19 protein-coding genes and 1 tRNA gene are annotated in these 20,446 nt (G+C 64.8%); 17 read left to right on the top strand and 3 right to left on the bottom strand.

What is annotated here, in order from left to right; all coding sequences use genetic code 11:
- Window positions 1–22 precede the first annotated feature (22 nt).
- The 7 genes from DQ230_RS02065 to DQ230_RS02035 all read left to right on the top strand — a co-directional run bounded on the left by DQ230_RS02065 (window position 23) and on the right by DQ230_RS02035 (window position 6,308).
- Window positions 23–2,068, top strand: a complete 2,046-nt coding sequence (locus DQ230_RS02065; protein WP_113910837.1) for a TonB-dependent receptor domain-containing protein — start codon at window positions 23–25, stop codon at window positions 2,066–2,068.
- A 236-nt stretch (window positions 2,069–2,304) separates the two neighbouring features.
- Window positions 2,305–2,736: a hypothetical protein gene (locus DQ230_RS02060; protein WP_113910836.1), complete on the top strand. Its 432-nt coding sequence runs from the start codon at window positions 2,305–2,307 to the stop codon at window positions 2,734–2,736.
- Window positions 2,733–3,401, top strand: a complete 669-nt coding sequence (locus DQ230_RS02055) for a MotA/TolQ/ExbB proton channel family protein (RefSeq protein ID WP_113910835.1) — start codon at window positions 2,733–2,735, stop codon at window positions 3,399–3,401. Before DQ230_RS02060 ends, DQ230_RS02055 begins: the two co-directional genes overlap by 4 nt.
- Window positions 3,394–3,774 (top strand): ExbD/TolR family protein, encoded by a 381-nt coding sequence (locus tag DQ230_RS02050; RefSeq protein WP_275263515.1) that lies wholly within the window; start codon window positions 3,394–3,396, stop codon window positions 3,772–3,774. The genes DQ230_RS02055 and DQ230_RS02050 overlap by 8 nt, the downstream gene beginning before the upstream one ends.
- Complete coding sequence (locus tag DQ230_RS02045) at window positions 3,771–4,157, top strand: ExbD/TolR family protein (RefSeq protein WP_113910834.1); 387 nt, start codon at window positions 3,771–3,773, stop codon at window positions 4,155–4,157. Before DQ230_RS02050 ends, DQ230_RS02045 begins: the two co-directional genes overlap by 4 nt.
- On the top strand, window positions 4,154–5,062 hold the full coding sequence (locus DQ230_RS02040) for an energy transducer TonB family protein (RefSeq protein WP_113910833.1): 909 nt from the start codon (window positions 4,154–4,156) through the stop codon (window positions 5,060–5,062). Before DQ230_RS02045 ends, DQ230_RS02040 begins: the two co-directional genes overlap by 4 nt.
- A 94-nt stretch (window positions 5,063–5,156) precedes the next feature.
- The gene (locus DQ230_RS02035; RefSeq protein WP_113910832.1) at window positions 5,157–6,308 is read left to right on the top strand and encodes an amidohydrolase; all 1,152 of its coding nucleotides are present in this window, start codon (window positions 5,157–5,159) and stop codon (window positions 6,306–6,308) included.
- Window positions 6,309–6,714: 406 nt separating this feature from the next.
- Here DQ230_RS02035 and DQ230_RS02030 read toward each other — a convergent pair whose 3' ends face one another.
- Complete coding sequence (locus DQ230_RS02030; RefSeq protein ID WP_113910831.1) at window positions 6,715–6,984, bottom strand: LodA/GoxA family CTQ-dependent oxidase; 270 nt, start codon at window positions 6,982–6,984, stop codon at window positions 6,715–6,717.
- Window positions 6,985–7,319: 335 nt separating this feature from the next.
- Here DQ230_RS02030 and soxC point away from each other — a divergent pair, with 335 nt between their 5' ends.
- Window positions 7,320–8,699, top strand: a complete 1,380-nt coding sequence (gene soxC, locus DQ230_RS02025; RefSeq protein ID WP_238987394.1) for a sulfite dehydrogenase — start codon at window positions 7,320–7,322, stop codon at window positions 8,697–8,699.
- Window positions 8,686–9,351 carry a c-type cytochrome gene (locus tag DQ230_RS02020; RefSeq protein ID WP_113910830.1) on the top strand — a complete coding sequence of 222 codons (666 nt, stop codon included), beginning with the start codon at window positions 8,686–8,688 and terminating at the stop codon, window positions 9,349–9,351. Before soxC ends, DQ230_RS02020 begins: the two co-directional genes overlap by 14 nt.
- Before the next feature lie 123 nt (window positions 9,352–9,474).
- Here the strand turns inward: DQ230_RS02020 and DQ230_RS02015 are convergent, their stop codons facing one another.
- Entirely contained in the window at window positions 9,475–10,242 is a 768-nt protein-coding gene (locus tag DQ230_RS02015) for a DeoR/GlpR family DNA-binding transcription regulator (protein ID WP_238987393.1), read from the bottom strand.
- A 228-nt stretch (window positions 10,243–10,470) separates the two neighbouring features.
- Between DQ230_RS02015 and DQ230_RS02010 the strand changes: the two genes are divergently transcribed.
- The 4 genes from DQ230_RS02010 to eutH all read left to right on the top strand — a co-directional run bounded on the left by DQ230_RS02010 (window position 10,471) and on the right by eutH (window position 15,920).
- Window positions 10,471–11,367, top strand: coding sequence for a phosphotransferase (locus DQ230_RS02010; protein ID WP_238987392.1), 897 nt, complete (start codon window positions 10,471–10,473; stop codon window positions 11,365–11,367).
- Entirely contained in the window at window positions 11,364–13,811 is a 2,448-nt protein-coding gene (locus DQ230_RS02005) for a GcvT family protein (protein WP_113910828.1), read from the top strand. The genes DQ230_RS02010 and DQ230_RS02005 overlap by 4 nt, the downstream gene beginning before the upstream one ends.
- 27 nt (window positions 13,812–13,838) lie before the next feature.
- On the top strand, window positions 13,839–14,609 hold the full coding sequence (locus tag DQ230_RS02000; RefSeq protein ID WP_113910827.1) for an inositol monophosphatase family protein: 771 nt from the start codon (window positions 13,839–13,841) through the stop codon (window positions 14,607–14,609).
- 93 nt (window positions 14,610–14,702) lie between these two features.
- Window positions 14,703–15,920, top strand: a complete 1,218-nt coding sequence (eutH, locus tag DQ230_RS01995; RefSeq protein WP_113910826.1) for an ethanolamine utilization protein EutH — start codon at window positions 14,703–14,705, stop codon at window positions 15,918–15,920.
- 365 nt (window positions 15,921–16,285) lie between these two features.
- On the opposite strand, the gene DQ230_RS01990 is transcribed toward eutH, so the two are convergent.
- Window positions 16,286–16,375 (bottom strand) — tRNA-Ser (locus DQ230_RS01990).
- A gap of 241 nt (window positions 16,376–16,616) precedes the next feature.
- On the opposite strand from DQ230_RS01990, the gene DQ230_RS01985 reads away from it, so the two are divergent.
- From DQ230_RS01985 to DQ230_RS01970, 4 genes are all read left to right on the top strand, one after another.
- Window positions 16,617–17,483, top strand: a complete 867-nt coding sequence (locus DQ230_RS01985; RefSeq protein WP_113910825.1) for an SPOR domain-containing protein — start codon at window positions 16,617–16,619, stop codon at window positions 17,481–17,483.
- Window positions 17,484–17,547: 64 nt separating this feature from the next.
- Window positions 17,548–18,714, top strand: a complete 1,167-nt coding sequence (locus tag DQ230_RS01980; protein WP_113910824.1) for a D-alanyl-D-alanine carboxypeptidase family protein — start codon at window positions 17,548–17,550, stop codon at window positions 18,712–18,714.
- Window positions 18,711–19,346, top strand: a complete 636-nt coding sequence (gene tmk, locus DQ230_RS01975) for a dTMP kinase (protein WP_238987391.1) — start codon at window positions 18,711–18,713, stop codon at window positions 19,344–19,346. Before DQ230_RS01980 ends, tmk begins: the two co-directional genes overlap by 4 nt.
- Window positions 19,343–20,446 (top strand): DNA polymerase III subunit delta', encoded by a 1,104-nt coding sequence (locus DQ230_RS01970; protein WP_113910823.1) that lies wholly within the window; start codon window positions 19,343–19,345, stop codon window positions 20,444–20,446. Before tmk ends, DQ230_RS01970 begins: the two co-directional genes overlap by 4 nt.

Below are 20,446 nucleotides of genomic sequence, written 5' to 3'. Positions count from 1 at the left end.
AGACGCACGAAGGATGGCGCATATGTCAAAACCCCTGTTGCGCGGCACTGCCGCGTTTGCCTGCCTGTCGCTGGCGGCCCCGGCCACCGCGCAGGACACCAACACACCCGGATATCTGGGCACCCTGATCCTGACCGCAGGCAAGCGCGATCTGAGCTATGGCACCGCGCTGCCCCGTACCGTCGTCGGCGAGGAGGAGATCAAGGACCGGCAGGCCAGCACCGTGGCGCAGCTGATCGATTCGGTGCCGGGCGTCACGCTGGTCAATGGCACGACGCCGCAGGGGTCCGGCATCAACATTCGCGGCTTTGGCGCAAACACCACCTTCGGCACCGACCAGAAGATCGCGGTGCAGATCGACGGCGCCAGCGTCGGGTCCGAAGAGCTGTACCGAATCGGCACGCAGCTGTTCACCGATCCGCTGCTGTACCGGCAGGTCGAGGTGCTGCGCGGCACCATCGGCAGTTTTGCCTACGGATCCGGCATCGTCGGCGGTGTCGTCAAGCTGGAGACCAAGGACGCGTCCGATTTTACCGGCGGCGTGCCCGGCTTTGGCGGCTCGCAAACGCTGGAATACAGCAGCAACGGCGATGGCTGGGCCACATCGACCAATCTGGCATGGATGCCCGCCGAGGGCGTGGAATTCCTGCTGAACTACACCCTGCGCGATCAGGGGGATCTGAAGGCCGGGGACGGCACCACCATCGGCAATTCGTCGTTCCGCACGCCATCATGGCTGGCCAAGGGGAAATTCACCTTCGGCGAGGACGGCGCCCAGTCCCTGAGCATCAGCTATTCGGAGACGGTGGCCGACGACAAGGATGTGCCATACGACCAGTTTCAGACGACCGCAGGCAGCTTTGGCCGGGTCGACCGGCGCACCGATACCAGCCAGGCGGTGGTCGAGTATCGCTATAACCCGGCAAACGACCTGATAGATCTGCGCGCGAACCTCAGCTATGCGGACCAGACGATTGATGTGGATTATATCGACGGCAGCTCGCCCTTTCAGGGCGGCCAGAGCGTGGCAGATTTCTGTGCAAGCCCGTTCACCGGCGTGATCTGCGCCGACAACCGCTATGAGACGACCAAGCTGACCGTCTCCAACCGCGCGTTGTTCAGCACGGGAACGGTGCAGCACGACATGCTGGCCGGCGGCGAGGTGATCCGCAAGGACCGGCTGGACGCGGCCAGCTCGCCCGGCGGGGATGATCGCCGCTTTGCGGTGTTCGTGGTCGACGAAATGACGCTTGGCCAGTTCACCGTCACGCCGGCGCTGCGCTACGAGCATTCCAAGATCGAAAGCGCGGTGCCGCTGGCCGGTGTGCCGGACAGCTACAAGACCGATGCGTTGATGGGCGGTCTGGCGGTGGCCTATGACCTGGGCAATGGCCTGTCGGTCTTTGGCAGCGCGGCCTATACCGAAGGTCTGCCGATCATCGACGATCTGGGCGCGGGCGCCACGGCGCAGCGGCGTCTGGGCATGACCGAGAAATCCCAGACGCTGGAGCTGGGCGCCGAATACACCGGCGAGGACGTGTTTGCGGCGGGTGACAGCCTGACGCTGCGCGGCAATTTCTACCAGACCAAGCTGTGGGACATCACCAGCTATACGGTTCCCGGCTCTACCTCCGTCGATCTGGACCGGGTGAAATCCGAAGGGTTCGAGCTGGAGGCGTCATATGGCATGCAGTCGGGGTTCTACGCGGATCTGGCCGGCCATATCGGCGAGGCGCATGAATATAACCCGGACCGCAGCAGCGCGACATGGCGCAACAGCCCCTCGGACCGCGTCCAGCTGACACTGGGCAAGAAGTGGGGCGATATGCTGGATCTGAGTTGGGAAATGGTACACGCCACGGACCGGCGCGACGCGCTGAACGCGGACCTGCCCGACAGCACGCAGCACAATCTGCGCGCCACATGGCGCCCGGCGCAGCTGGACGGTGCGGCGGTCCGCTTCGGGGTCGAGAATGTGCTGGATGACGCCTATGTCGGCCACCTGTCGTCGCCCACCCGGCAGGCGCCGGGGCGGACATTCAAGGTGTCCGTGACGAAAACATTCTGAACATGGTGGCCGGCGCGACAGGCGCCGGCCATGACGTTTTTTCAGGCTGGATAGCGCAGGGCATCCGAATATGCCCGAGAAACGCTGACCACAGCCATGCCGGACGGGCGAGCGGAACAGCACGCGCTATTCCGATTAAATCAATCAGGTATTGATTTGCCATTTGATCTGTGGTGAACCATTGCCTACATTCCGCGCGCCCTGCATCGGCGCGCCCGCGTTACTGGAGATCTGCAATGAACCTGAAACCGGCCCTGATCTGCGCACTTTTATGCGGCACGGTCCAGCCTGCTGTTGCGGCGGACGAAACCACAATCGGCGCGGCTGTGTCGGTCGAGCTGAATGCGGCGACGGAGGCGGACAGCGGCTGCACCCTGTCGTTTCTGGTCATCAACGGCCATCCCCTCCCGATAGAGAAAGTGGTTTACGAGACGGTGCTGTTCGACAGCGCGGGGCAGGTCGATCGCCTGACGCTGTTCGATTTCGGCGCGCTGCCCGCCGCGCGGCCGCGGGTGCGGCAGTTTACCATTCCCGGCCTTGCCTGCGCCGATCTGGGCATGATCCTGATCAACGGTGCCAGCACTTGCGACGCGCCCGACCTGGGCGCATCCGCCTGCGAGGATGGCCTGATCACCGGCACGCGCACCGAAATCGAGGTGCAGGGATGACCCCCCTGATGGAGCCATTGCGCCAGATCGCCGATCTGGGCGGGCCGGTTGTGCTGCTGCTGCTTGCGGTGTCGGTGGTGACGCTGGCGACGATGATTTACAAGGCATGGCAATTCGCCGCCGCAGGCGTCGGGCGTCACACCGCGCTCAGCCGGGCCGTGGCCGCATGGGACGCAGGCGACCGCGCCGGGGCGCGCGCCGCGCTGGACCAGTCCAAAAGCTATCTGGCGCCCGTGATTGACATGGCGTTCACATCGAATACCGCCGACACCCCGCGCCTGACCGCCGAGGCCGAGACGCGCTTTGCCAAGCTGGAGCGCGGATTTCGCCTGCTGGATTCCGTGGCGCAGCTGGCGCCGCTGCTGGGCCTCTTCGGCACGGTTCTGGGCATGATCGAGGCGTTTCAATCCTTGCAGGAGGCGGGCGCGCAGGTGGATCCGTCGCTGCTGGCGGGCGGGATCTGGGTGGCGCTGCTGACCACCGCCGTCGGGCTGGTTGTCGCGATGCCCACCGCGCTGGTGCTCAGCTGGTTCGAGGGGCGCATGGACGCCGAACGCGTCACCGCCGAGCGTGCCATCGCCACCATTCTGCGCCCGCGCGGCGTGGCGGCAGGGGACGTGGCGGCAGGGGGCACGGTGCCAGCCGCCGCGCCGCTGCGTGTTTAAGGCGCGCCGCCGGCGGTCGCGCCTGTCGATGACGTCGCTGATCGACGTCATCTTCTTGCTGCTGCTGTTTTTCATGCTGACCTCCACCTTCTCCAAATTCTCCGAGGTCGAGCTGTCGGCCGCCAGCGGCGGCGCGGCGCTGGAGCCGGGCATGAAGCCGCTGTTTCTGCAACTGGGCGCGGCCCAGCTGACCCTGAACGGCGCCGCCATGGATCTGGACGGGCTGGCCGCCGCGCTGCCCGGCGCCGATGCCGAACCGGTGCCGCTGCTGATTTCACTGCGTGCGGACGTGACGGCGCAGCGCCTGACGGACCTGCTGGTGGCCCTGCGCCCCTTGCGCGGCGTGGCCCCGACCGTGCTGGGCGACACATGAGACGCCCGCGCGAGAAATCAAAGCGCGAGCCGACCATCGCGCTGATCAACATCGTTTTTCTGATGCTGGTGTTTTTCATGGTTGCCGGCACGCTGGCGCAGCCGCTGGACCGCGATCTGAAACTGATCCGCACCGCCGATCTGGAAGGGCGCGCGCCACCTGATGCGCTGGTGATCGCCCAGGATGGCACGCTGAGCTATCGGGGCACGCAAATCCTGTCGGCGGACGCGTTTTTGCGGCGGCAGGAACATCTTGCGCAGCCCGATATCCGGCTGATTCCGGACCGCGATCTGCCGGCGCAGGATCTGGTGCGCATCACCCGCGCATTGCGCGGCGGCGGTGCCGGGCGCGTTCTGATCATCACGGAAAGGGGGCTGGAATGATCGCTGCATCGCGAAGCCTTTGGATTGCGGCGCTGGCCGTTGCGGTTGTGATCCACGCCGCGCTGGGATGGGCGCTGATGGCCGATCAAAGCGTCGAGACCGAGGGCGGCGCCGGGGCGCAGGACGTGCGGATCGGCAGCAGCTTTGCCGATATGGTGGCCGGAACGCTGGAGGCCTCGGAGCCGGCGGAAACGGTGCAGCCGGACGTGGCCGAACCGGCCCCGGCCACCCCTGTCGAGGCGGCAGAGGCGCCGGTTCAGCATGACACCCTTGCCGAGACACCGCGCGCACAGCCGCAGCTGGCCGATGACGCTGTACCGACGGTCGCAGCCACGCCATCGGCGCCGCCCGAGGCGGCCCAGCCACCTGAACCCGCGCAAGACGTGGTGGAGGCGACCGACACGGCCGAGCCTGCCGTCACCCGGTCACTGCGCCCCAAGCGCCGCACGGACGCCTTCGAGACAAAGAACAGGCAGGCCGCGAAAACGCCCGAACCCGCCAAGCCGGCACAAAGGCGCAAACCGGCCAGCCAGCCGCGCGGCAATGCCGAGCAGAACCAGCGCGCAGGCGCGGCAAGCGGCAGCGAGCAGGCCCCCGCAAGGGCGCAAGGCACGTCGCGGGGCGCGTCGTCTGCTGCCGGCAACGCAGCGGCCAGCAATTATCCGGGGCTGGTCATGAAACGCATCTCGCGCGTGCCACGTCCCCGCGCAGGCTCGCGCGGGACGGCCGTGGTGGCGTTCAGCATTTCCGGTGGCGGCGGGCTGGCGGGCGTATCGATCGCGCGCAGCTCCGGCTCGGCGGCGCTGGACAAGGCGGCGCTGCGCATGATCCGCGCCGCCGCGCCCTTCCCGCCGCCGCCGGCCGGGGCGCAGCGTAGCTTTACGCTGAATATCGAAGGGCGGTAGATCTGCTGCAAGGCAGGCAGGCGCCATGCTTGCAGGCAGTCATGCGGTGGTGTTTAAACGCCCGGTCCGCAGCCACTGAAGGAACGTCTGTCCAATGCTGACAAATTCCGATCTGGTCGAGCTGACTGCCTTTCGTCGAAGCCTTCACAGCCGTCCCGAAATCTCCGGCGAGGAGGTCGAAACGGCGCGCATGATTGCCGCTGCGTTACAAGCGCTATCACCTAATCGCATTGTGGGCCATCTGGGCGGCCACGGCATTGCAGCGGTGTTCGAGGGCCGCCGCGATGGCCCGACCGTTCTGTTCCGCGCCGAGCTGGACGCGCTGCCAATTCAGGAACTGGCGGATTTTCCGTGGATCTCGCAGCATCCGGGCAAGGGGCATTTGTGCGGCCATGACGGGCATATGGCAACGCTGATGGCACTGGGCCGGCTGATTGCACGCAGGCCTGTTGCGTCGGGCCGCGTTGTGCTGATGTTTCAGCCCGCCGAGGAGGATGGCAGCGGCGCCCGCGCCGTTGTCGCCGATCCGGCGTTCGCGGATATTGCACCGGATTGGGCCTTTGCGATCCATAACCAGCCGGGGCGCCCCTTTGGGCAGGTCGGTGTGCGCGCCGGGCTGATCAACTGCGCCTCTCAGGGGCTGGAGATTCGGCTGACCGGCAAGACGGCGCATGCGGCAAACCCCGAGGATGGCATATCGCCCGCCGAAACGGTCGCGGCGCTGATTTCCGGGCTGGGCGCGCTTGGGCAGGGCGGGGCGCTGGACGATGCCTTCCGGCTGGTCACCGTCACGCATGTCCGGGTGGGAGAGCCGACATTCGGCATCGCGCCGGGCGAGGCGGTCCTCCATGTCACGCTGCGCACCGCAGATGATGCGGCCATGGACGATCTGGCGGCGCGGGCGCGTGACATGGTGGGCACGGCGGCGGCACGGGCGGGACTGGCGGTGGGTTTTGCCGTGCGCGACGCATTCGCCGCGTCGATCAATGATGCGGATGCGGCGCGCATTGCAGAGGCCGCGATTGACGCAGTTGGCGGTGCCAGAACCGGCGACGGCCTGCCGATGCGCGCGTCCGAGGATTTCGGCGTCTTCGGCTGGACGGCCAAGGCGGCGATGCTGCTGCTGGGGTCCGGGACGGAACATGCAGCCCTGCACAACCCCGATTATGATTTCCCCGATGATCTGATTCCCATCGGTGCGGCCATCTTCGACCACATCGCGCGCGACATTCTGGGATCAACCTAGGGCCTGCCATGTGCCCGCTGTCGCCGTCCCCACCATCGTGGCGGTCCGGCCCATCACCAATGGCGGCCTATCCCGGTCCGATCACAGTTACGATCCATGTCGTGCTGGCCCCCGCATGGCGGGCGCGGCGCAGGTTCGCCGCCGCTGTCAGCCATTCCATCAGCGCAACCCGGCGCAATGTGGGATAGATGAAGTTTTGAAAGGACAGCGGACCTGTGGGCGCCGTGGACCAGCCTTAGTGCGCGTTTCGTCGATCACATCGAACAGGGCGATGATGGGCGGGATTTCGGGCGCGAAATTGGGGCCGGCGCAGGCAACCCATGCCGGAACGACCTGCATCACGCGGCCACCCGGAAGGCGGATAGTGGCACACACGGTGTCGTCGCACCCGTCATCATGCAAGCCGTCATTGGTGATGCGCAGACCATGTGCCGCCGTCGCCCGCCACCGCGCCAATGACGCGGTCCTGATCGTCAGAGGCATAGACGCGAACGCGCCGGACTTGCTTCCTGATGCTTTCGCCGCCGTCCTTGAATCCGCCCTCCGGGGCAGGACCGAACACTTCGGGGGCATAGAACCGTTGGTCGCTGGCGCCGTCGCGGCCTCGCGCATGTTCAGCGACACCGTTTTGGCGCGCGAAATGGGGTCTGAAGCGAGACAGTGCCAAACGGAACATGATAAAGGGTCACGCCTGCACGATCTATTTGCTGCTATCAAGTGTGACGCCCCGGTGACTACCTGAAGTCATCAGCGCGGCGCCGCCGGCGACGCTGCCGCGTTTTTGCCCGTCAGAAACCAGTGGGCAAGCCTGTCGCCGGGCAATGATCGGGACGCAATGCAGAGGAAACGGGCGCAGCCCTGCTCGCGCGCGACTCGGCGTCAGCGCCGCGTGCGGCGGGCATCCGGGCCGTCCTGCCCGCTTCGGCAGAATACGCATTCACAGATTTGCCGGAACCAAACGCCCCTTTTGATGTATGTTGTCTATACAAGATGACACCAAGGGAGGTCACGATGTCTGATAATGAACGGTTCCCCGCGACACGCTATGGCCCGGCAGAACGGCACATGGCCGAAAGCCTGGTCGAGATTGAGCGGCAGGCGCTGGTCCAGGACGAGGAGGAATGCGAGTGCCGGGACGGCATGTTCAACGGGCTGACGCGCCGCGGCCTGCTCATGGGCGGTGTTGCGCTTGGCGGCAGCGCGATTGCCGGCGGCCGCGCGCAGGCGGATGCGCCACCGGGCGCCATTGAATACGATGTTCAGCCGGATCCGACCAAGGAACAAGGGCGGCTTATCCTCGATGACGGCGGCTATGGCTCGCGCTCGCAATTCGAGAGCGAGGTGCGCTGGCGCTATCCGACGGCCAGTCTGGATTCCAGCTGGTCCATGACGCCACTGGCCTCGGGGCAGGGGATCATGACACCGTCCGGCCTGCATTTTGAGCGCCACCACGCCGGCATTCCCACGATTGACCCACGCAGCCACGAGTTGATCCTGCACGGTATGGTCGACCAGCCGCTTCGCTTTACCATGGACGATCTGAAACGGTTGCCCGCAGTCAGCAAGATCCATTTCATTGAATGTTCCGGCAACGGTCTGACGGAATGGGCAAAGCCGACACTGAAAACGGTTCAGGGCACGCATGGCCTGACCTCGACATCCGAATGGACCGGCGTGCGCCTGTCCACGCTGCTGGAAATAGCGGGCGTGCAGGACGGCGCCGCATGGATTCTGGCCGAAGGGGCGGATGCGGCGGTAATGACCCGCTCGGTGCCGATCGACAAGGCGATGGACGATGCGATTGTCGCCTATGCGCAGAACGGCGAGGCGCTGCGCCCCGAACAGGGCTATCCGCTGCGCCTGCTGCTGCCGGGCTATGAGGGTAACACCCACATCAAATGGCTGCGCCGTCTGGATGTCAGCGACAAACCCTTCATGACGCGCGAGGAAACGTCGAAATATACGGATCTGATGCCCGACGGCTCAGCGCGGCAATTTTCGCTGGAGATGGATGCAAAATCGGTGATTACCTTCCCCTCGGGTGCGATGAAGCTGCCGCGCGCCGGCTTTTACGAGGTGACGGGCATCGCATGGTCCGGCCGTGGCAAGATCGCCAAGGTCGAAGTGTCCGCAGACGGCGGCGCCACATGGCAAGAGGCGACGCTGGACGGGCCGGTTCTGTCCAAATGTCATACCCGGTTCCGCCTGCCATGGACCTGGACCGGCGAGGAGGCCGTGCTGCAAAGCCGCGCGGTGGACGAGACGGGCTATGTCCAGCCCACGCTGGAACAACTGGTCGAGGTGCGCGGGCTGAAATCGGTCTACCACCTGAATGCAATCCAAAGCTGGCACATCGCGCCGGGCGGGGAGGTGACAAATGTTCACGCGTAACCTGACATTCATCTGCGCAATCGGCGCATTGGCCGGTCCGGCACTGGCCCAGGACAGCCCGCGCACCGCTGCCGCGCTGCCCGAAACGCTGGAGGAGACGGGCGAGCGCGCGCCCGCAGAAGTGCCGAAATCCAGCGCCGAGGACGTGGGCGACATTGCCCCGGCGAACAACGCCTATGGCGTGGGCTCCCCGGCAAGCGAGGAAGCAATCGCCGCCATCGACATCGACGTGATGCCGGACGGGCGCGGCCTGCCTGACGGCTCTGGCACCTATGGCGAGGGCGAAGAGCTGTACGAGGCGATCTGCGCCGCCTGCCACGGCGCGGACCTGATGGGCATCTCCCAGCTGGGCGCGCCGCAGCTGATCGGTGGCCGCGGCACGCTTGCCACGGACGCTCCGGTGAAGACGGTCGAAAGCTACTGGCCCTACGCCAGCACGTTGTTCGACTACACCCACCGGGCAATGCCGATGACCGAACCCGGCTCGCTGACAGCGGATGAGGTGTACGCCATCAGCGCCTACGTGCTGGGACGCGCGGGCATCATTGGCACCGAACCCGGCACGCTGCTGGATGCCGCGTCCATGGCCGATATCAAGATGCCGAACGCCGACGGTTTCGTGTCCGACCCGCGCCCCGACACCGGGCAATAAGCGCCGCCGGTCCTGCACGCGCATTGCGCGCGGGACCGGCAAAATCCTGTCTGCGGGCACAAGACCCCCACCTGTCGCCGCGTCAGTCGACACCGGCCATCTGGTGCCGCGAGACAGTGACGATCACGCGATGACAAGCTCGATCTCATGCCGCGCAAGCATGTTGCATATATCCGCCGGTGGCTGCGCATTGGTGACCAGAATGTCGATTTGATTTGAATAATCGACGACCACAGGCGCACGTTTGCCAAATTTCTCGCTATCGGCAATTACGATCTTGGTCTGTGCATTGCGTGCCACGACGCGGGCGATGTTGGCTTCTTGGAAGTCATGCAGCATGAACCCCTTGTCGGCGTTGATCGCACCCACAGAAAACACCGCAAACTCGACATTGAAACGCTGCACCAGATCCAGCGCTTCGGCGCCAAAGGCGCCACCGTCATGGGACCGCAGCTCGCCGCCGGCCAAAAAGACGCGATTGTCATTTCGCATGGCGAGCATTTGAGCAACATAGATCGAATTGCTGACAACCATCAGTTTCTTGCAGTCTCTCAGTGCCATCGCCGCGTAGGCGGTCGATGATCCCACATCCAGAAAGACGGATTTTTCATCGCCAATGATTTCGGCAACGCGCCGGGCAAGGCGTTGCTTGATCGCGCCGTTCCGGTCCATGCGGTTTTGGAACGGCGGCTCGTCCAGCCTGTCAACCAGATGCACACCGCCATGCACCTTGCGCACCGCGCCGCTTTGCTCAAGCGAGCGGATGTTCCGGCGAACCGTTTCCTGCGAGACGCCCAGTTGGCTGGCCAGAAAGCCGATTCGGCAGGTTCCGCCTGCTTTTTGTATTTCGCGCAAGATTTCCTCTTCGCGCTGATTTGTCGTTCTGGACATTTTTTGCATCGGGAAACCTGCCGGAAACATCGGATCTTGCAACGTAAAGGATCGCGCCACAGGCAAAAAGCGAAAACGACCCGGCGCTTGATGCTTTTGTGGAAGTGTGGGTTTTTATGTGTGGCAAACTGTGTTTTTCTTGACAGGTGACGTGGCTTAATGCTGTCTTTTCTGCACAGGGCGGTCCAGTCAGGGCAAAACCGTCATTTTGCCACAGGGAGAGACGTTGTGAAGGCAGAAGAAGCGATACGCCGGATCGAGGGGCTTGGATGCTGGGATGGCGCGGTCACACTGACACCGCTATCGGGCGGAATCACCAACCTCAACTATCTGGCCGAGGACGCATCCGGGCGATACGCCGTGCGCGTCGGCGAGGATATCCCCGAACATCACATCATGCGTTTCAATGAGCTCAGCGCCGCGCGCGCGGCCTGTCTGGCGGGGGTGTCGCCGGCGGTAAAATATAACGAACCGGCGATTACCGTGTTGGACTTTGTGGATAGCCACACGTTGACACCCGATGACGTGCGCAAGCCCGATACGTTGGCGCGGATCGTCGATCTGGTAAAGCAGTGCCATACCCAGGTGCCGCTGCACCTGCGCGGTCCGGCGCTGATCTTCTGGGTGTTCCACGTCATCCGCGATTACGGTGCAACGCTGGAGGAGCGCGGCAGCAGCCATGGTGCCCTGGTGCGCGAACTGGTCCAGATCGGCAACGCGCTTGAGGTCGCGTCAGGGCCGTTTGATGTGGTGTTTGGCCATAACGATCTGCTGGCTGCCAACCTGCTGGATGATGGCAAACGGCTTTGGCTGATCGACTATGATTATGCCGGGTTCAACAGCCCGCTGTTCGATCTGGGCGGTCTGGCCTCTAACAGCGAGCTGTCCGAACAGATGGAGCGCCGGATGCTGGAGCAGTATTTCGAGACGCCGCTGACAGAGGATCTGAACAGGCGCTACAGCGCAATGAAATGTGCCTCGCTCCTGCGCGAAACGATGTGGAGCATGGTGTCGGAAATCACCTCGGATCTGGATTTCGACTATGCCGCATATACCGCCGAAAACCTTGCCCGCTTTCGCGGCGCCCATGAAAATTACCTGCAAACCTACGGAGCCATGAAATGACAGAGCTGCCAAAAACCGCCAAGGCCGTGATCATCGGCGGCGGCATCGTCGGATGCTCGACCGCCTATCACCTGGCCAAGCTGGGCTGGACCGACACCGTCCTGCTGGAGCGCAAGAAGCTGACCTCGGGCACCACGTTCCACGCCGCCGGGCTGGTGGGGCAGCTGCGCTCGAACGCCAATATCACGCAGTTGCTGGGCTATTCGGTGGACCTTTACAACCGGATCGAGGAGGAGACCGGCCTTGGCACCGGCTGGAAGATGAACGGCGGCCTGCGGCTGGCCTGCAACGAGGAGCGCTGGACCGAGGTCAAGCGGCAGGCGACGACGGCACGCAGTTTCGGGCTGCATATGGATTTGCTGACGCCGGGCGAGGCGCAAAAGCTGTGGCCGCTGATGAATGTCGATGACGTGGTCGGCGCCGCCTTCATGCCCACCGATGGGCAGGCCAACCCGGCGGACATCACGCAGGCACTGGCCAAGGGCGCGCGCATGGCGGGCGCCAGTATTTTCGAGGATACCAAGGTCACCGATATCGAGATCGAGAAGGGGCGCATCCGCGCGGTCATCACCGATCAGGGCCGGATCGAATGCGAGCGGGTGATCTGCTGCGCCGGCCAGTGGACCCGCGCGTTTGCCGCGCGCTTCGGCGTGAACGTGCCCCTGGTGCCGATGGAGCATCAATACATGGTGACCGAGCCGATCGAGGGCGTCACCGCCGATCTGCCGACGCTGCGCGATCCCGACCGGCTGACCTATTACAAGGAGGAGGTCGGCGGCCTTGTCATGGGCGGCTATGAGCCGAACCCGATTCCGTGGGCCAAAAACGGCATCCCCAAGGGGTTTCATTACTCCCTGCTGGACAGCAATTTCGACCATTTCGAGCAGTTGATGGAGCTGGCCCTGGGCCGCGTGCCCGCGCTGGAGACGGCCGGCATCAAGACGCTGACCAACGGCCCCGAAAGCTTTACCCCCGATGGCAATTTCATCATCGGCGAGGCGCCCGAGCTGAAGAATTTCTTTGTCGGCGCCGGGTTCAACGCCTTCGGCATCGCGGCGGGCGGCGGTGCCGGGATGGCGCTGGCCGAATGGGTCCACAAGGGCGAGCCGCCCTTTGATCTGTGGTCCGCCGACATCCGCCGCTTTGGCGCGCCGCATTTCGATACCGACTGGGTGCGCACCCGCACGATCGAGGCCTATTCCAAGCATTATACGATGGGCTGGCCGCATGAGGAGAACACATCCGGCCGCCCCTGCCGCAAATCGCCGCTTTATGCGCAACTGAAGGCGCGCGGCGCCTGTTTCGGGGAAAAGCTGGGCTGGGAGCGGCCCAACTGGTTTGCCGACCTGTCCGCGGGCGAGAAGCCGCAGGACCGCTACACCTTTGGCCGCCAGAACTGGTTTGACGCTGTCGGGCGCGAGCATCGCGCGGCGCGCGAGGCGGCGGTGCTGTTCGATCAAAGCTCGTTCGCGAAATTCGTGCTGAAAGGGCCGGACGCGGGCGCCGCGCTGGGCTGGATCGCGGCCAATGACGTGGACAAGCCCGTGGGCGCGCTGACCTATACGCAGATGCTGAACGATCACGGCGGGATCGAGTGCGACCTGACCATCGGGCGCACCGGCGAGGATGAATATTACATCGTCACCGGCACCGGCTTTGCCACGCATGATTTCGACTGGATCCGCCGGAACATCCCGGCGGGCATGAATTGCCAGCTGTTCGATGTGACCTCGGCCAAGGCGGTGTTGTCGCTGATGGGACCGAACGCGCGCGCTATCCTGGAACAGGTGACACAAAGCGACGTATCGAACGGCGCCTTTCCCTTCGGCACCCTGCGCACCATCGGCATCGCCGGCTGCCCGGTCACGGCGCTGCGCGTGACCTATGTTGGCGAGCTGGGCTGGGAGCTGCATCTGCCGGTGGAATTTGCAACCACCGTCTATGACGCCCTGATGAAGGCCGGCGCGGCGCATGGGCTGATCGACGCCGGCTACCGCGCGATTGAATCGCTGCGACTGGAAAAGGGCTATCGCGCCTGGGGCTCCGATATCGGGCCGGATCACGCCCCGCTGGAGGCCGGGCTGGGCTGGGCGGTCAAGCTGGGCAAGGACGTTGGTTTCAAGGGCCGCGCCGCCGCCGAGGCGCTGAAGCAAAGCGGCGTGCGCAAGATGATGGCGGGCTTTACCGTCGATCCCGGCATCGTGCTTCTGGGCCGCGAGACGATCTATCGCAACGGCGCGCGCGCCGGATGGCTGACCAGCGGCGGCTATGGCTACACGGTTCAGAAATCCATCGGCTACGGCTATGTCCGCTGCCCCGATGGGGTGGACCGCGCCTATATCGAGGCGGGCGAATACGAGCTCGAAGTCGCAACCCGGCGGGTGCCGTGCCAGGTCCATATGGACCCGCTCTATGACCCGGATATGCGCCGCGTGAAATCGTGAGCGCCGGCAACCAGGGGGTAACTGAACATGACTACCGATGACCTGCTGGACGAATGTCTGGATCTGGCCGAACGCGCCGCCGAAATGGCACGCGGGTATTTCCGCGGCGATCTGGGCGTTTCCTTCAAATCCGACGACAGCCCGGTGACCCAAGCCGACCGCGCGATCGAGCGGCTGGTGCGCGACCGTATCGCGCAGAAATTTCCCGATCACGGCATCGTCGGCGAAGAACACGGCGCCGATGCCGCGGGCCGCAAACGGGTCTGGGTGATCGACCCGATTGACGGCACGCGGTCCTTCATCACCGGCTTTCCGCTGTTCGGGTTTCTTCTGGCGCATCTGGTCGAGGGCCGACCGGAAATCGGCATCATCAGCATGCCGATGCTGGGCGAGGTTTACACAGGCGCGGCAGGCCGGGGCGCGGCGCTGAACGGCACGCCCATCAGGGCATCGACCACGACGCGGATGGATGCGGCCACACTCTATATCAACGAGGGCGAGAAGATCCACGCAGCCCGGCCCGAAATCCTGTCACGGCTTCTGGCGGCGGGGCAAACGCGGCGGTTTTGCCATGACTGCTATCCCTACGCCCTGCTGGCCGCCGGGCATGTCGATGTCGTCGTGGATTATGACCTGCAACCCTATGATTTCATGGCACTGCGCCCGGTCGTGACCGAGGCGGGCGGCATCCTGACCGATTGGTCGGGCAGGGTGCCGCAACTGGACTACAGCGGCCCCATCGTGGCCGCCGCCACGCCCGAATTGCACGCTGCGGCCCTGGCGCTTTTGCGTGACTGAAAACCGGCGGCGGCGCCCACGCCCGCCGCCGTCGTCAAAAATCCGAGAAACCGGTTCAACGGTTCAATTCCCTCACAACATGGAGACATAAAGATGGAAATAGTAGGGTCGGTCATCATCTACATCATCATGGCCTGCGCCGTACTGGGCGCGTTTGCCTATATCATCGACAGCGACAGCGGGCTGGGCAAGGAATTTCAGGAAGGGCTGTATTCGATTGGCCCGATCTTCGTGCCGGTCGCGGGTATCATGGCGGCGATCCCCTATCTGTCGCAATTCGTCAGTTCGGTGATCGGGCCGCTTTTCATGCTGATCGGCGCGGATCCGTCGATTGCGGCGACGACGATCATCGCCATCGACATGGGCGGCTATCAGCTGGCCGAAGCGCTGGCCCAAAGCTCGGAGGCGTGGGTGATTGCGACGCTGACAGGCTTCATGGCGGGCGCGACGATCATCTTTTCGATCCCGGTCGGGCTGGCCATGCTGAAGAAGGTCGATCACCAATATATGGCGCTGGGCATCATGTCGGGCATTCTGAGCGTGCCGATCGGCGTGTTCATCGCCGCCGCGCTCATCATGCTGGGCAATGTGCCGATCCGGCCCGACATCAACGCCACCGGCGAGGCGACGCAGACGCTTCAGATGGGCTTTGGCATGATTCTGCGCAACCTTGCTCCGCTGGCACTGTTTTGCGTGGCGATTGCGGTGGGGCTGCGGCTTGCGCCCGGCGCGATGATCCGGGGATTCCTGTGGTTCGGGCGGATCATGTATGCGGCGATCACGCTGGTGCTGGTGTTTTCCATTGTCGAGTATTTCACCGGTCTGTTCAGCATCCTCTTCGGCAGTTGGGGGTTCGATCCGATTATCGCCGATGAGGCCGATCAGTTCCGCGCGCTGGAGATTGCCGGATATATCGGCATCATGCTGGCGGGTGCGTTTCCGATGGTTTACCTCATCACCCGCTATCTGGCGCGCCCGATGGAGATCGCGGGCCGCCGCATCGGCCTGTCCCCGCGCGGGGCGGCGGGCCTGCTGGCCGCGATGGCGAATGTATTGGCGATGTATCGTCTGATCGAGGATATGCCCGCCAAGGACAAGGTGCTGGCCATCGCGTTCTGCGTCTGCGCCGCGTTTTCCTTTGGCGATCATCTGGCCTTCGCGGCAAACTTCCAGCCGTCCATCATCCTGCCGCTTCTGATCGGCAAGCTGGGGGGCGGGATCTGCGGCTTTGTCATCGCGCTCAAGCTGTCGGTGCCCAAGGCGCTTGAGCTGGAAACCGAAGCCCACGCCGCGGTCAACCCGGCTGCCTGACGCCCGGTGCGACAGCCGACCCGGTCAGCCAACGCACCTCAGAGACGCCCGGCACGGGCGTCTCTTGATGGCACTGGCCAATGATTGCCTCTGGGCCACCACAGTGCTCCGGCGCCCGCCGGGTTCGACAAGGTACGGATGAACAGGTAGATAAACCATGGCATTGCCCGGAATTCGGAATAGCCGCACAGCCTGACGCAGGTCGAACATCCCCGTCCATGCACCTGTGCGTCCCAAACATTTTGACGACGCCCTTACCCGAACAACCATTCGCAATGGGTCAGCCTCGAGCATGTCCCCAGACACCGATACCCCGGCTTACACGCCGCCCTATGGTGCAAAACCGTCTTATTGTTGATGAAACCTGGCGGAGGAGGTGGGATTCGAACCCACGGAGGACTTTCACCCTCGTCGGTTTTCAAGACCGGTGCATTCGACCACTCTGCCACTCCTCCGACAGGGTCTGTCTAATCGGGTCTTTGCGATTCTAAAAGCACCAGTTTGCAGTCAAATCCGCGTGATATTCCCAAGGGGAATTCCGCCGAACCCCCATAGCGTGCTTTTCTTGGTCCGCCGGACTGGCTATGCTGCGCGCACGCGGCACAGATCGCGGTGCCATGCGCGCATGATGCGGCCCGTTCGGATCGCACGGGCGCACGGTGAGGGCGGACAAATCCAGATCGCAAGGGGCAGGGAATGGGTGTGACAAATCGGGCGGGATGGCGCAGGGCAGCATGTGGCGGCGCCGCGCTTTTGATGCTGGCCGGCTGTGACGGGATGGAGGGTGTCAACCCGTTCAAATTGCCCGAGCAGGGCTCGTCGGTCAGCGGCGATGCCTCCTCCGTGCGGCTGGTCGAGCGGGACGTCGAGGCGCCCGAGGTGTTCCAGATCACCGATCAGGGGCTGTGGGACGGGCGCCCGTCGCTGGGCGGTGTCTGGGTGGCGCATCCGGATGTAAAAGAGCCTGAGCGCGTCATCATCCGCAACACGGCCAATTCGAAATTCGTCATCGGCGCGCTGTTCCGCCGCGAGCGGGCCAATCCCGGCCCCGCGTTTCAGGTATCGTCGGATGCGGCTGCCGCGCTGGGGATGCTGGCGGGCGCGCCTGCGGCGCTGAACGTCACCGCGCTGCGCCGTGAAGAGGCGCCGGTGCCGGGCGACGCGACCACGTTGGAGCCCGCCGGAGTCGAGACAAGCAGCCTTGATCCGGTGGGCGGCGCTCCTCAGCCCGATACGGTCACGCCAGAGCCGCAACGCGCGCCCGCTGCGGCGCAATCCCCTGCGCCCACGCCCCGGCCCGCGCCGGCGGCGGCCAAGGCGGCGTCCGATCTGGACCGGCCATACCTTCAGATCGGCATTTTCAGCGTCGAGACGAACGCCGAGAACACGGCCACCGCCATGCGCCAGGCCGGCATGGTGCCGACGGTTCTGAAACAGGAAAGCCAGGGCAAGACATTCTGGCGCGTCATCGTCGGGCCGGCCACATCCGCCAGCGGGCGCGATGCGCTGCTGGCCAAGGTCAAGGCGATTGGTTTCGATGACGCCTACGCCGTGACGAACTAGGGGCGCCAGATAGCCGACCGCGTCAGATGCATAATTTATCAGTCACAATACCGGGACACGCTCAATGATCCGTTTTTTCACCTCCACCCTGACCGCCCTCGCGCTTGGCTGCTCTGCGCTGCCTGCCGCCGCTTTTGATACGGCGGCCAAGGCGGCCTATGTGGTGGATGTGGGCACCGGCACGGTATTGCTGAACAAGAACGCAGATCAGCCGATGCCGCCCGCGTCCATGTCCAAGCTGATGACGCTCTATGTCGCGTTCGAGGCGATCCGCGATGGCCGCCTGTCGATGGATGAGAAACTGCCTGTTTCGCAGCACGCGATGAGCTACGGCGGCTCGACCATGTTTCTGGATACGACCGACCGGGTCAAGGTAGCTGACCTTTTGCGCGGCATCATCGTGCTGTCGGGCAACGATGCCTGCGCCGTCATTGCCGAGGCGCTCAGCCCCGACGGGACAGAGGCAGGGTTTGCCCGGTTCATGACCCAGCGGGCGCAACAACTGGGCATGACCAATTCGACCTTTGCCAATTCCAACGGCTGGCCCGCGCCCAGCCACAAGATGAGCATGCGCGATCTGGCGTTGCTGGCCCGGCTGATCATCACCGATTTCCCGGATTTCTACCCGATGTTTGCCGAAACCGAATATGCGTTTGACGGGCGCGCGCCGCAGAATACCCAAAACCGCAACCCGCTTCTGGGCCTTGGTATCGGGGCAGACGGGCTGAAAACCGGACACACGCAAGCGGCCGGCTATGGCCTGACAGGCTCGGCCAAGCAGGGCGACCGGCGCGTTGTCTTCGTGCTGTCGGGGCTGGAGACGACGCAGGCCCGCGCCGAGGAGTCGGAGGCGATCGTTAACTGGGCCTTCCGCCAGTTTGCCGAAAATACGCTGGTCAAGGCGGGCAGCGATGTGGCGCAGGCCGATGTCTGGATGGGCGACGCGGCCCGCGTCGGTCTGGTTGCCGCCGAGGATGTCACCATGTTGCTGCCGGTTCTGGGCGGCGACAAAATCGCCGCCGAGGTGATTTATGACGGCCCGCTTCAGGCGCCGATTTCCCAAGGTGATCGTCTGGCCGAACTGGTCATCACGCCCGAGGGGATGCCCGAAACGCGCGTGCCGTTGCTGGCCGCGCGGGACGTGGCGCGCGGCGGCTTTGCGGTGCGGATGAAAACCGTCTCCGGCATTTTGCTGAACCGGCTGCGCGAAGGGCCTGAGGGGGCCTTGTGAGCCAAGGGGCGGCGCGCGGGCTGTTCATCAGTTTCGAGGGCATCGACGGGTCGGGCAAATCCACGCAGGCGCGGTTGCTGCACGAGCATCTGACGGCGCAGGGCCGGGATGCGATCCTGACGCGCGAGCCGGGGGGCAGCCCCGGCGCCGAACAGATCCGCGCGCTGGTCCTCAGCGGCGATGTCGATCGCTGGTCGCCTGAAACAGAGCTGCTGCTGTTTACAGCCGCGCGCCGCGACCATCTGGAGCGGACCATCCGCCCCGCGCTGGCCGCCGGACAGATTGTGATCTGCGACCGCTTTGCTGATTCCACGCGCATGTATCAGGGGCTGCGCGGCGGCGGCCTGCGCGCGCAGGTCGAGGCGCTGCACGATCTTATGATCGGGCAGGAGCCTGATCTGACGCTTCTGATCGACATGGAGGCAGGCACCGGCCTGTCGCGCGCCGTGGCGCGCGGCGGCACCGAGGACCGGTTCGAGGCGTTCGGCGGCGATCTGCAAGCGGCGATGCGGCAGGGGTTTCTGGCACTGGCCGAGGAATTTTCCGCGCGCTTTGTCGTGATAAACGGCGCGCAGGGGATCGAGGCGGTGGCCCGCGACGTGCGCGCCGCCGTGATGGAGCGGCTGGCATGAGCGACAGCGCCCCGCAGCCCGACCAGATCGAAGGCGCGCCCCATCCGCGCGAGACGCCGCAGCTGATCGGGCAGGGCGCCGCCGAGGCCGCGTTTCTGGACGCATATAACGACGGCCGGCTGCATCACGCATGGTTGCTGACAGGCCCGCGCGGCGTGGGCAAGGCCACGTTTGCATGGCGCGCCGCGCGGTTCCTGCTGGCCCATGACGAAGGTGGCGCGGCGCCCAGCAGCCTCGATATTGCGCCCGATCATCCGGTTGCGCGCCGCATCCTCGCCCGGTCCGAGCCGCATTTGTATCACATCACCCGCAGCATAAATGAGGATACCAAGCGGATGCGCGACATGATCGTCGCCAAGGATGTGCGCAGTCTGCACAGCTTTCTGGCGCTTTCCAGCGCCGATGGCGGGCGCCGCGCGGTCATCATCGACACGGCCGACGAAATGAACATTCAGGCCGCCAACGCCCTGCTGAAAATGCTGGAAGAGCCGCCCGCGCGCACCACCTTATTCCTGATCAGCCACCAGCCGTCTGGCCTGTTGCCGACTATCCGCTCGCGCTGCCGCGAGCTGCGCCTGCCTGCGCTGGAGGCCAGCGATATGGCGGCGGCGCTGGCGCAGGCCGGGATTGAGCAGGGCAGCGACACGGCCGCGCTTGCCGCGCTGTCGGGCGGTTCGGTGGGCGAGGCGGTGCGCCTGATCAATCTGAACGGGTTAAAGATATACGCCGAACTGGTGCAACTGTTTGCGGATCTGCCCAATATCGACCGGCCCCGCGCGCTGGCGCTAGCCAATGCCGCCGCGCAGCGCGGTGCCGAGGACCGCCTGAACCTGCTGATCTGGCTGATCGAGCTGCTGCTGGGCCGCATGGCCCGCACCGGCGCCACCGGCGCGCCGCCCAGCCCCGAGGGCGCCCCCGGCGAGGCGCAGATGCTGGCCCGCGCCGCGCCCGATCTGGCGGCGGCGCGCCGCTGGGCCGATTGCGCGCAGGATGTGGGGGCGCGGATGCGCCATGGCCGGGCGGTCAACCTTGACCCTGCCGCGCTCGTCCTAGATACCGTGTTCAGAATACAAAAGACGGCGGCGCACCTGCCCGCCTGA

This window comes from Roseovarius dicentrarchi (genome assembly GCF_003316635.1).
Lineage (GTDB): Bacteria > Pseudomonadota > Alphaproteobacteria > Rhodobacterales > Rhodobacteraceae > Roseovarius > Roseovarius dicentrarchi.
The sequence above is the reverse complement of the archived record's forward strand: the minus strand, read 5'-3'. Positions and strand labels throughout refer to the sequence as shown.

Excerpts from the sequence above, each read along its gene's own strand:
- DQ230_RS01980 (WP_113910824.1), top strand. The coding sequence starts at position 17,548 with ATGATCCGTTTTTTCACCTCCACCCTGACCGCCCTCGCGCTTGGCTGC.
- DQ230_RS02055 (WP_113910835.1), top strand. The coding sequence starts at position 2,733 with ATGACCCCCCTGATGGAGCCATTGCGCCAGATCGCCGATCTGGGCGGG.
- DQ230_RS01985 (WP_113910825.1), top strand. The coding sequence starts at position 16,617 with ATGGGTGTGACAAATCGGGCGGGATGGCGCAGGGCAGCATGTGGCGGC.
- DQ230_RS02035 (WP_113910832.1), top strand. The coding sequence starts at position 5,157 with ATGCTGACAAATTCCGATCTGGTCGAGCTGACTGCCTTTCGTCGAAGC.
- soxC (WP_238987394.1), top strand. The coding sequence starts at position 7,320 with ATGTCTGATAATGAACGGTTCCCCGCGACACGCTATGGCCCGGCAGAA.
- DQ230_RS02030 (WP_113910831.1), bottom strand. The coding sequence starts at position 6,984 with ATGTTCCGTTTGGCACTGTCTCGCTTCAGACCCCATTTCGCGCGCCAA.
- DQ230_RS02005 (WP_113910828.1), top strand. The coding sequence starts at position 11,364 with ATGACAGAGCTGCCAAAAACCGCCAAGGCCGTGATCATCGGCGGCGGC.
- DQ230_RS02040 (WP_113910833.1), top strand. The coding sequence starts at position 4,154 with ATGATCGCTGCATCGCGAAGCCTTTGGATTGCGGCGCTGGCCGTTGCG.
- DQ230_RS02000 (WP_113910827.1), top strand. The coding sequence starts at position 13,839 with ATGACTACCGATGACCTGCTGGACGAATGTCTGGATCTGGCCGAACGC.
- eutH (WP_113910826.1), top strand. The coding sequence starts at position 14,703 with ATGGAAATAGTAGGGTCGGTCATCATCTACATCATCATGGCCTGCGCC.
- DQ230_RS02045 (WP_113910834.1), top strand. The coding sequence starts at position 3,771 with ATGAGACGCCCGCGCGAGAAATCAAAGCGCGAGCCGACCATCGCGCTG.
- DQ230_RS02065 (WP_113910837.1), top strand. The coding sequence starts at position 23 with ATGTCAAAACCCCTGTTGCGCGGCACTGCCGCGTTTGCCTGCCTGTCG.
- DQ230_RS02020 (WP_113910830.1), top strand. The coding sequence starts at position 8,686 with ATGTTCACGCGTAACCTGACATTCATCTGCGCAATCGGCGCATTGGCC.
- DQ230_RS02015 (WP_238987393.1), bottom strand. The coding sequence starts at position 10,242 with ATGTCCAGAACGACAAATCAGCGCGAAGAGGAAATCTTGCGCGAAATA.
- DQ230_RS01970 (WP_113910823.1), top strand. The coding sequence starts at position 19,343 with ATGAGCGACAGCGCCCCGCAGCCCGACCAGATCGAAGGCGCGCCCCAT.
- DQ230_RS02060 (WP_113910836.1), top strand. The coding sequence starts at position 2,305 with ATGAACCTGAAACCGGCCCTGATCTGCGCACTTTTATGCGGCACGGTC.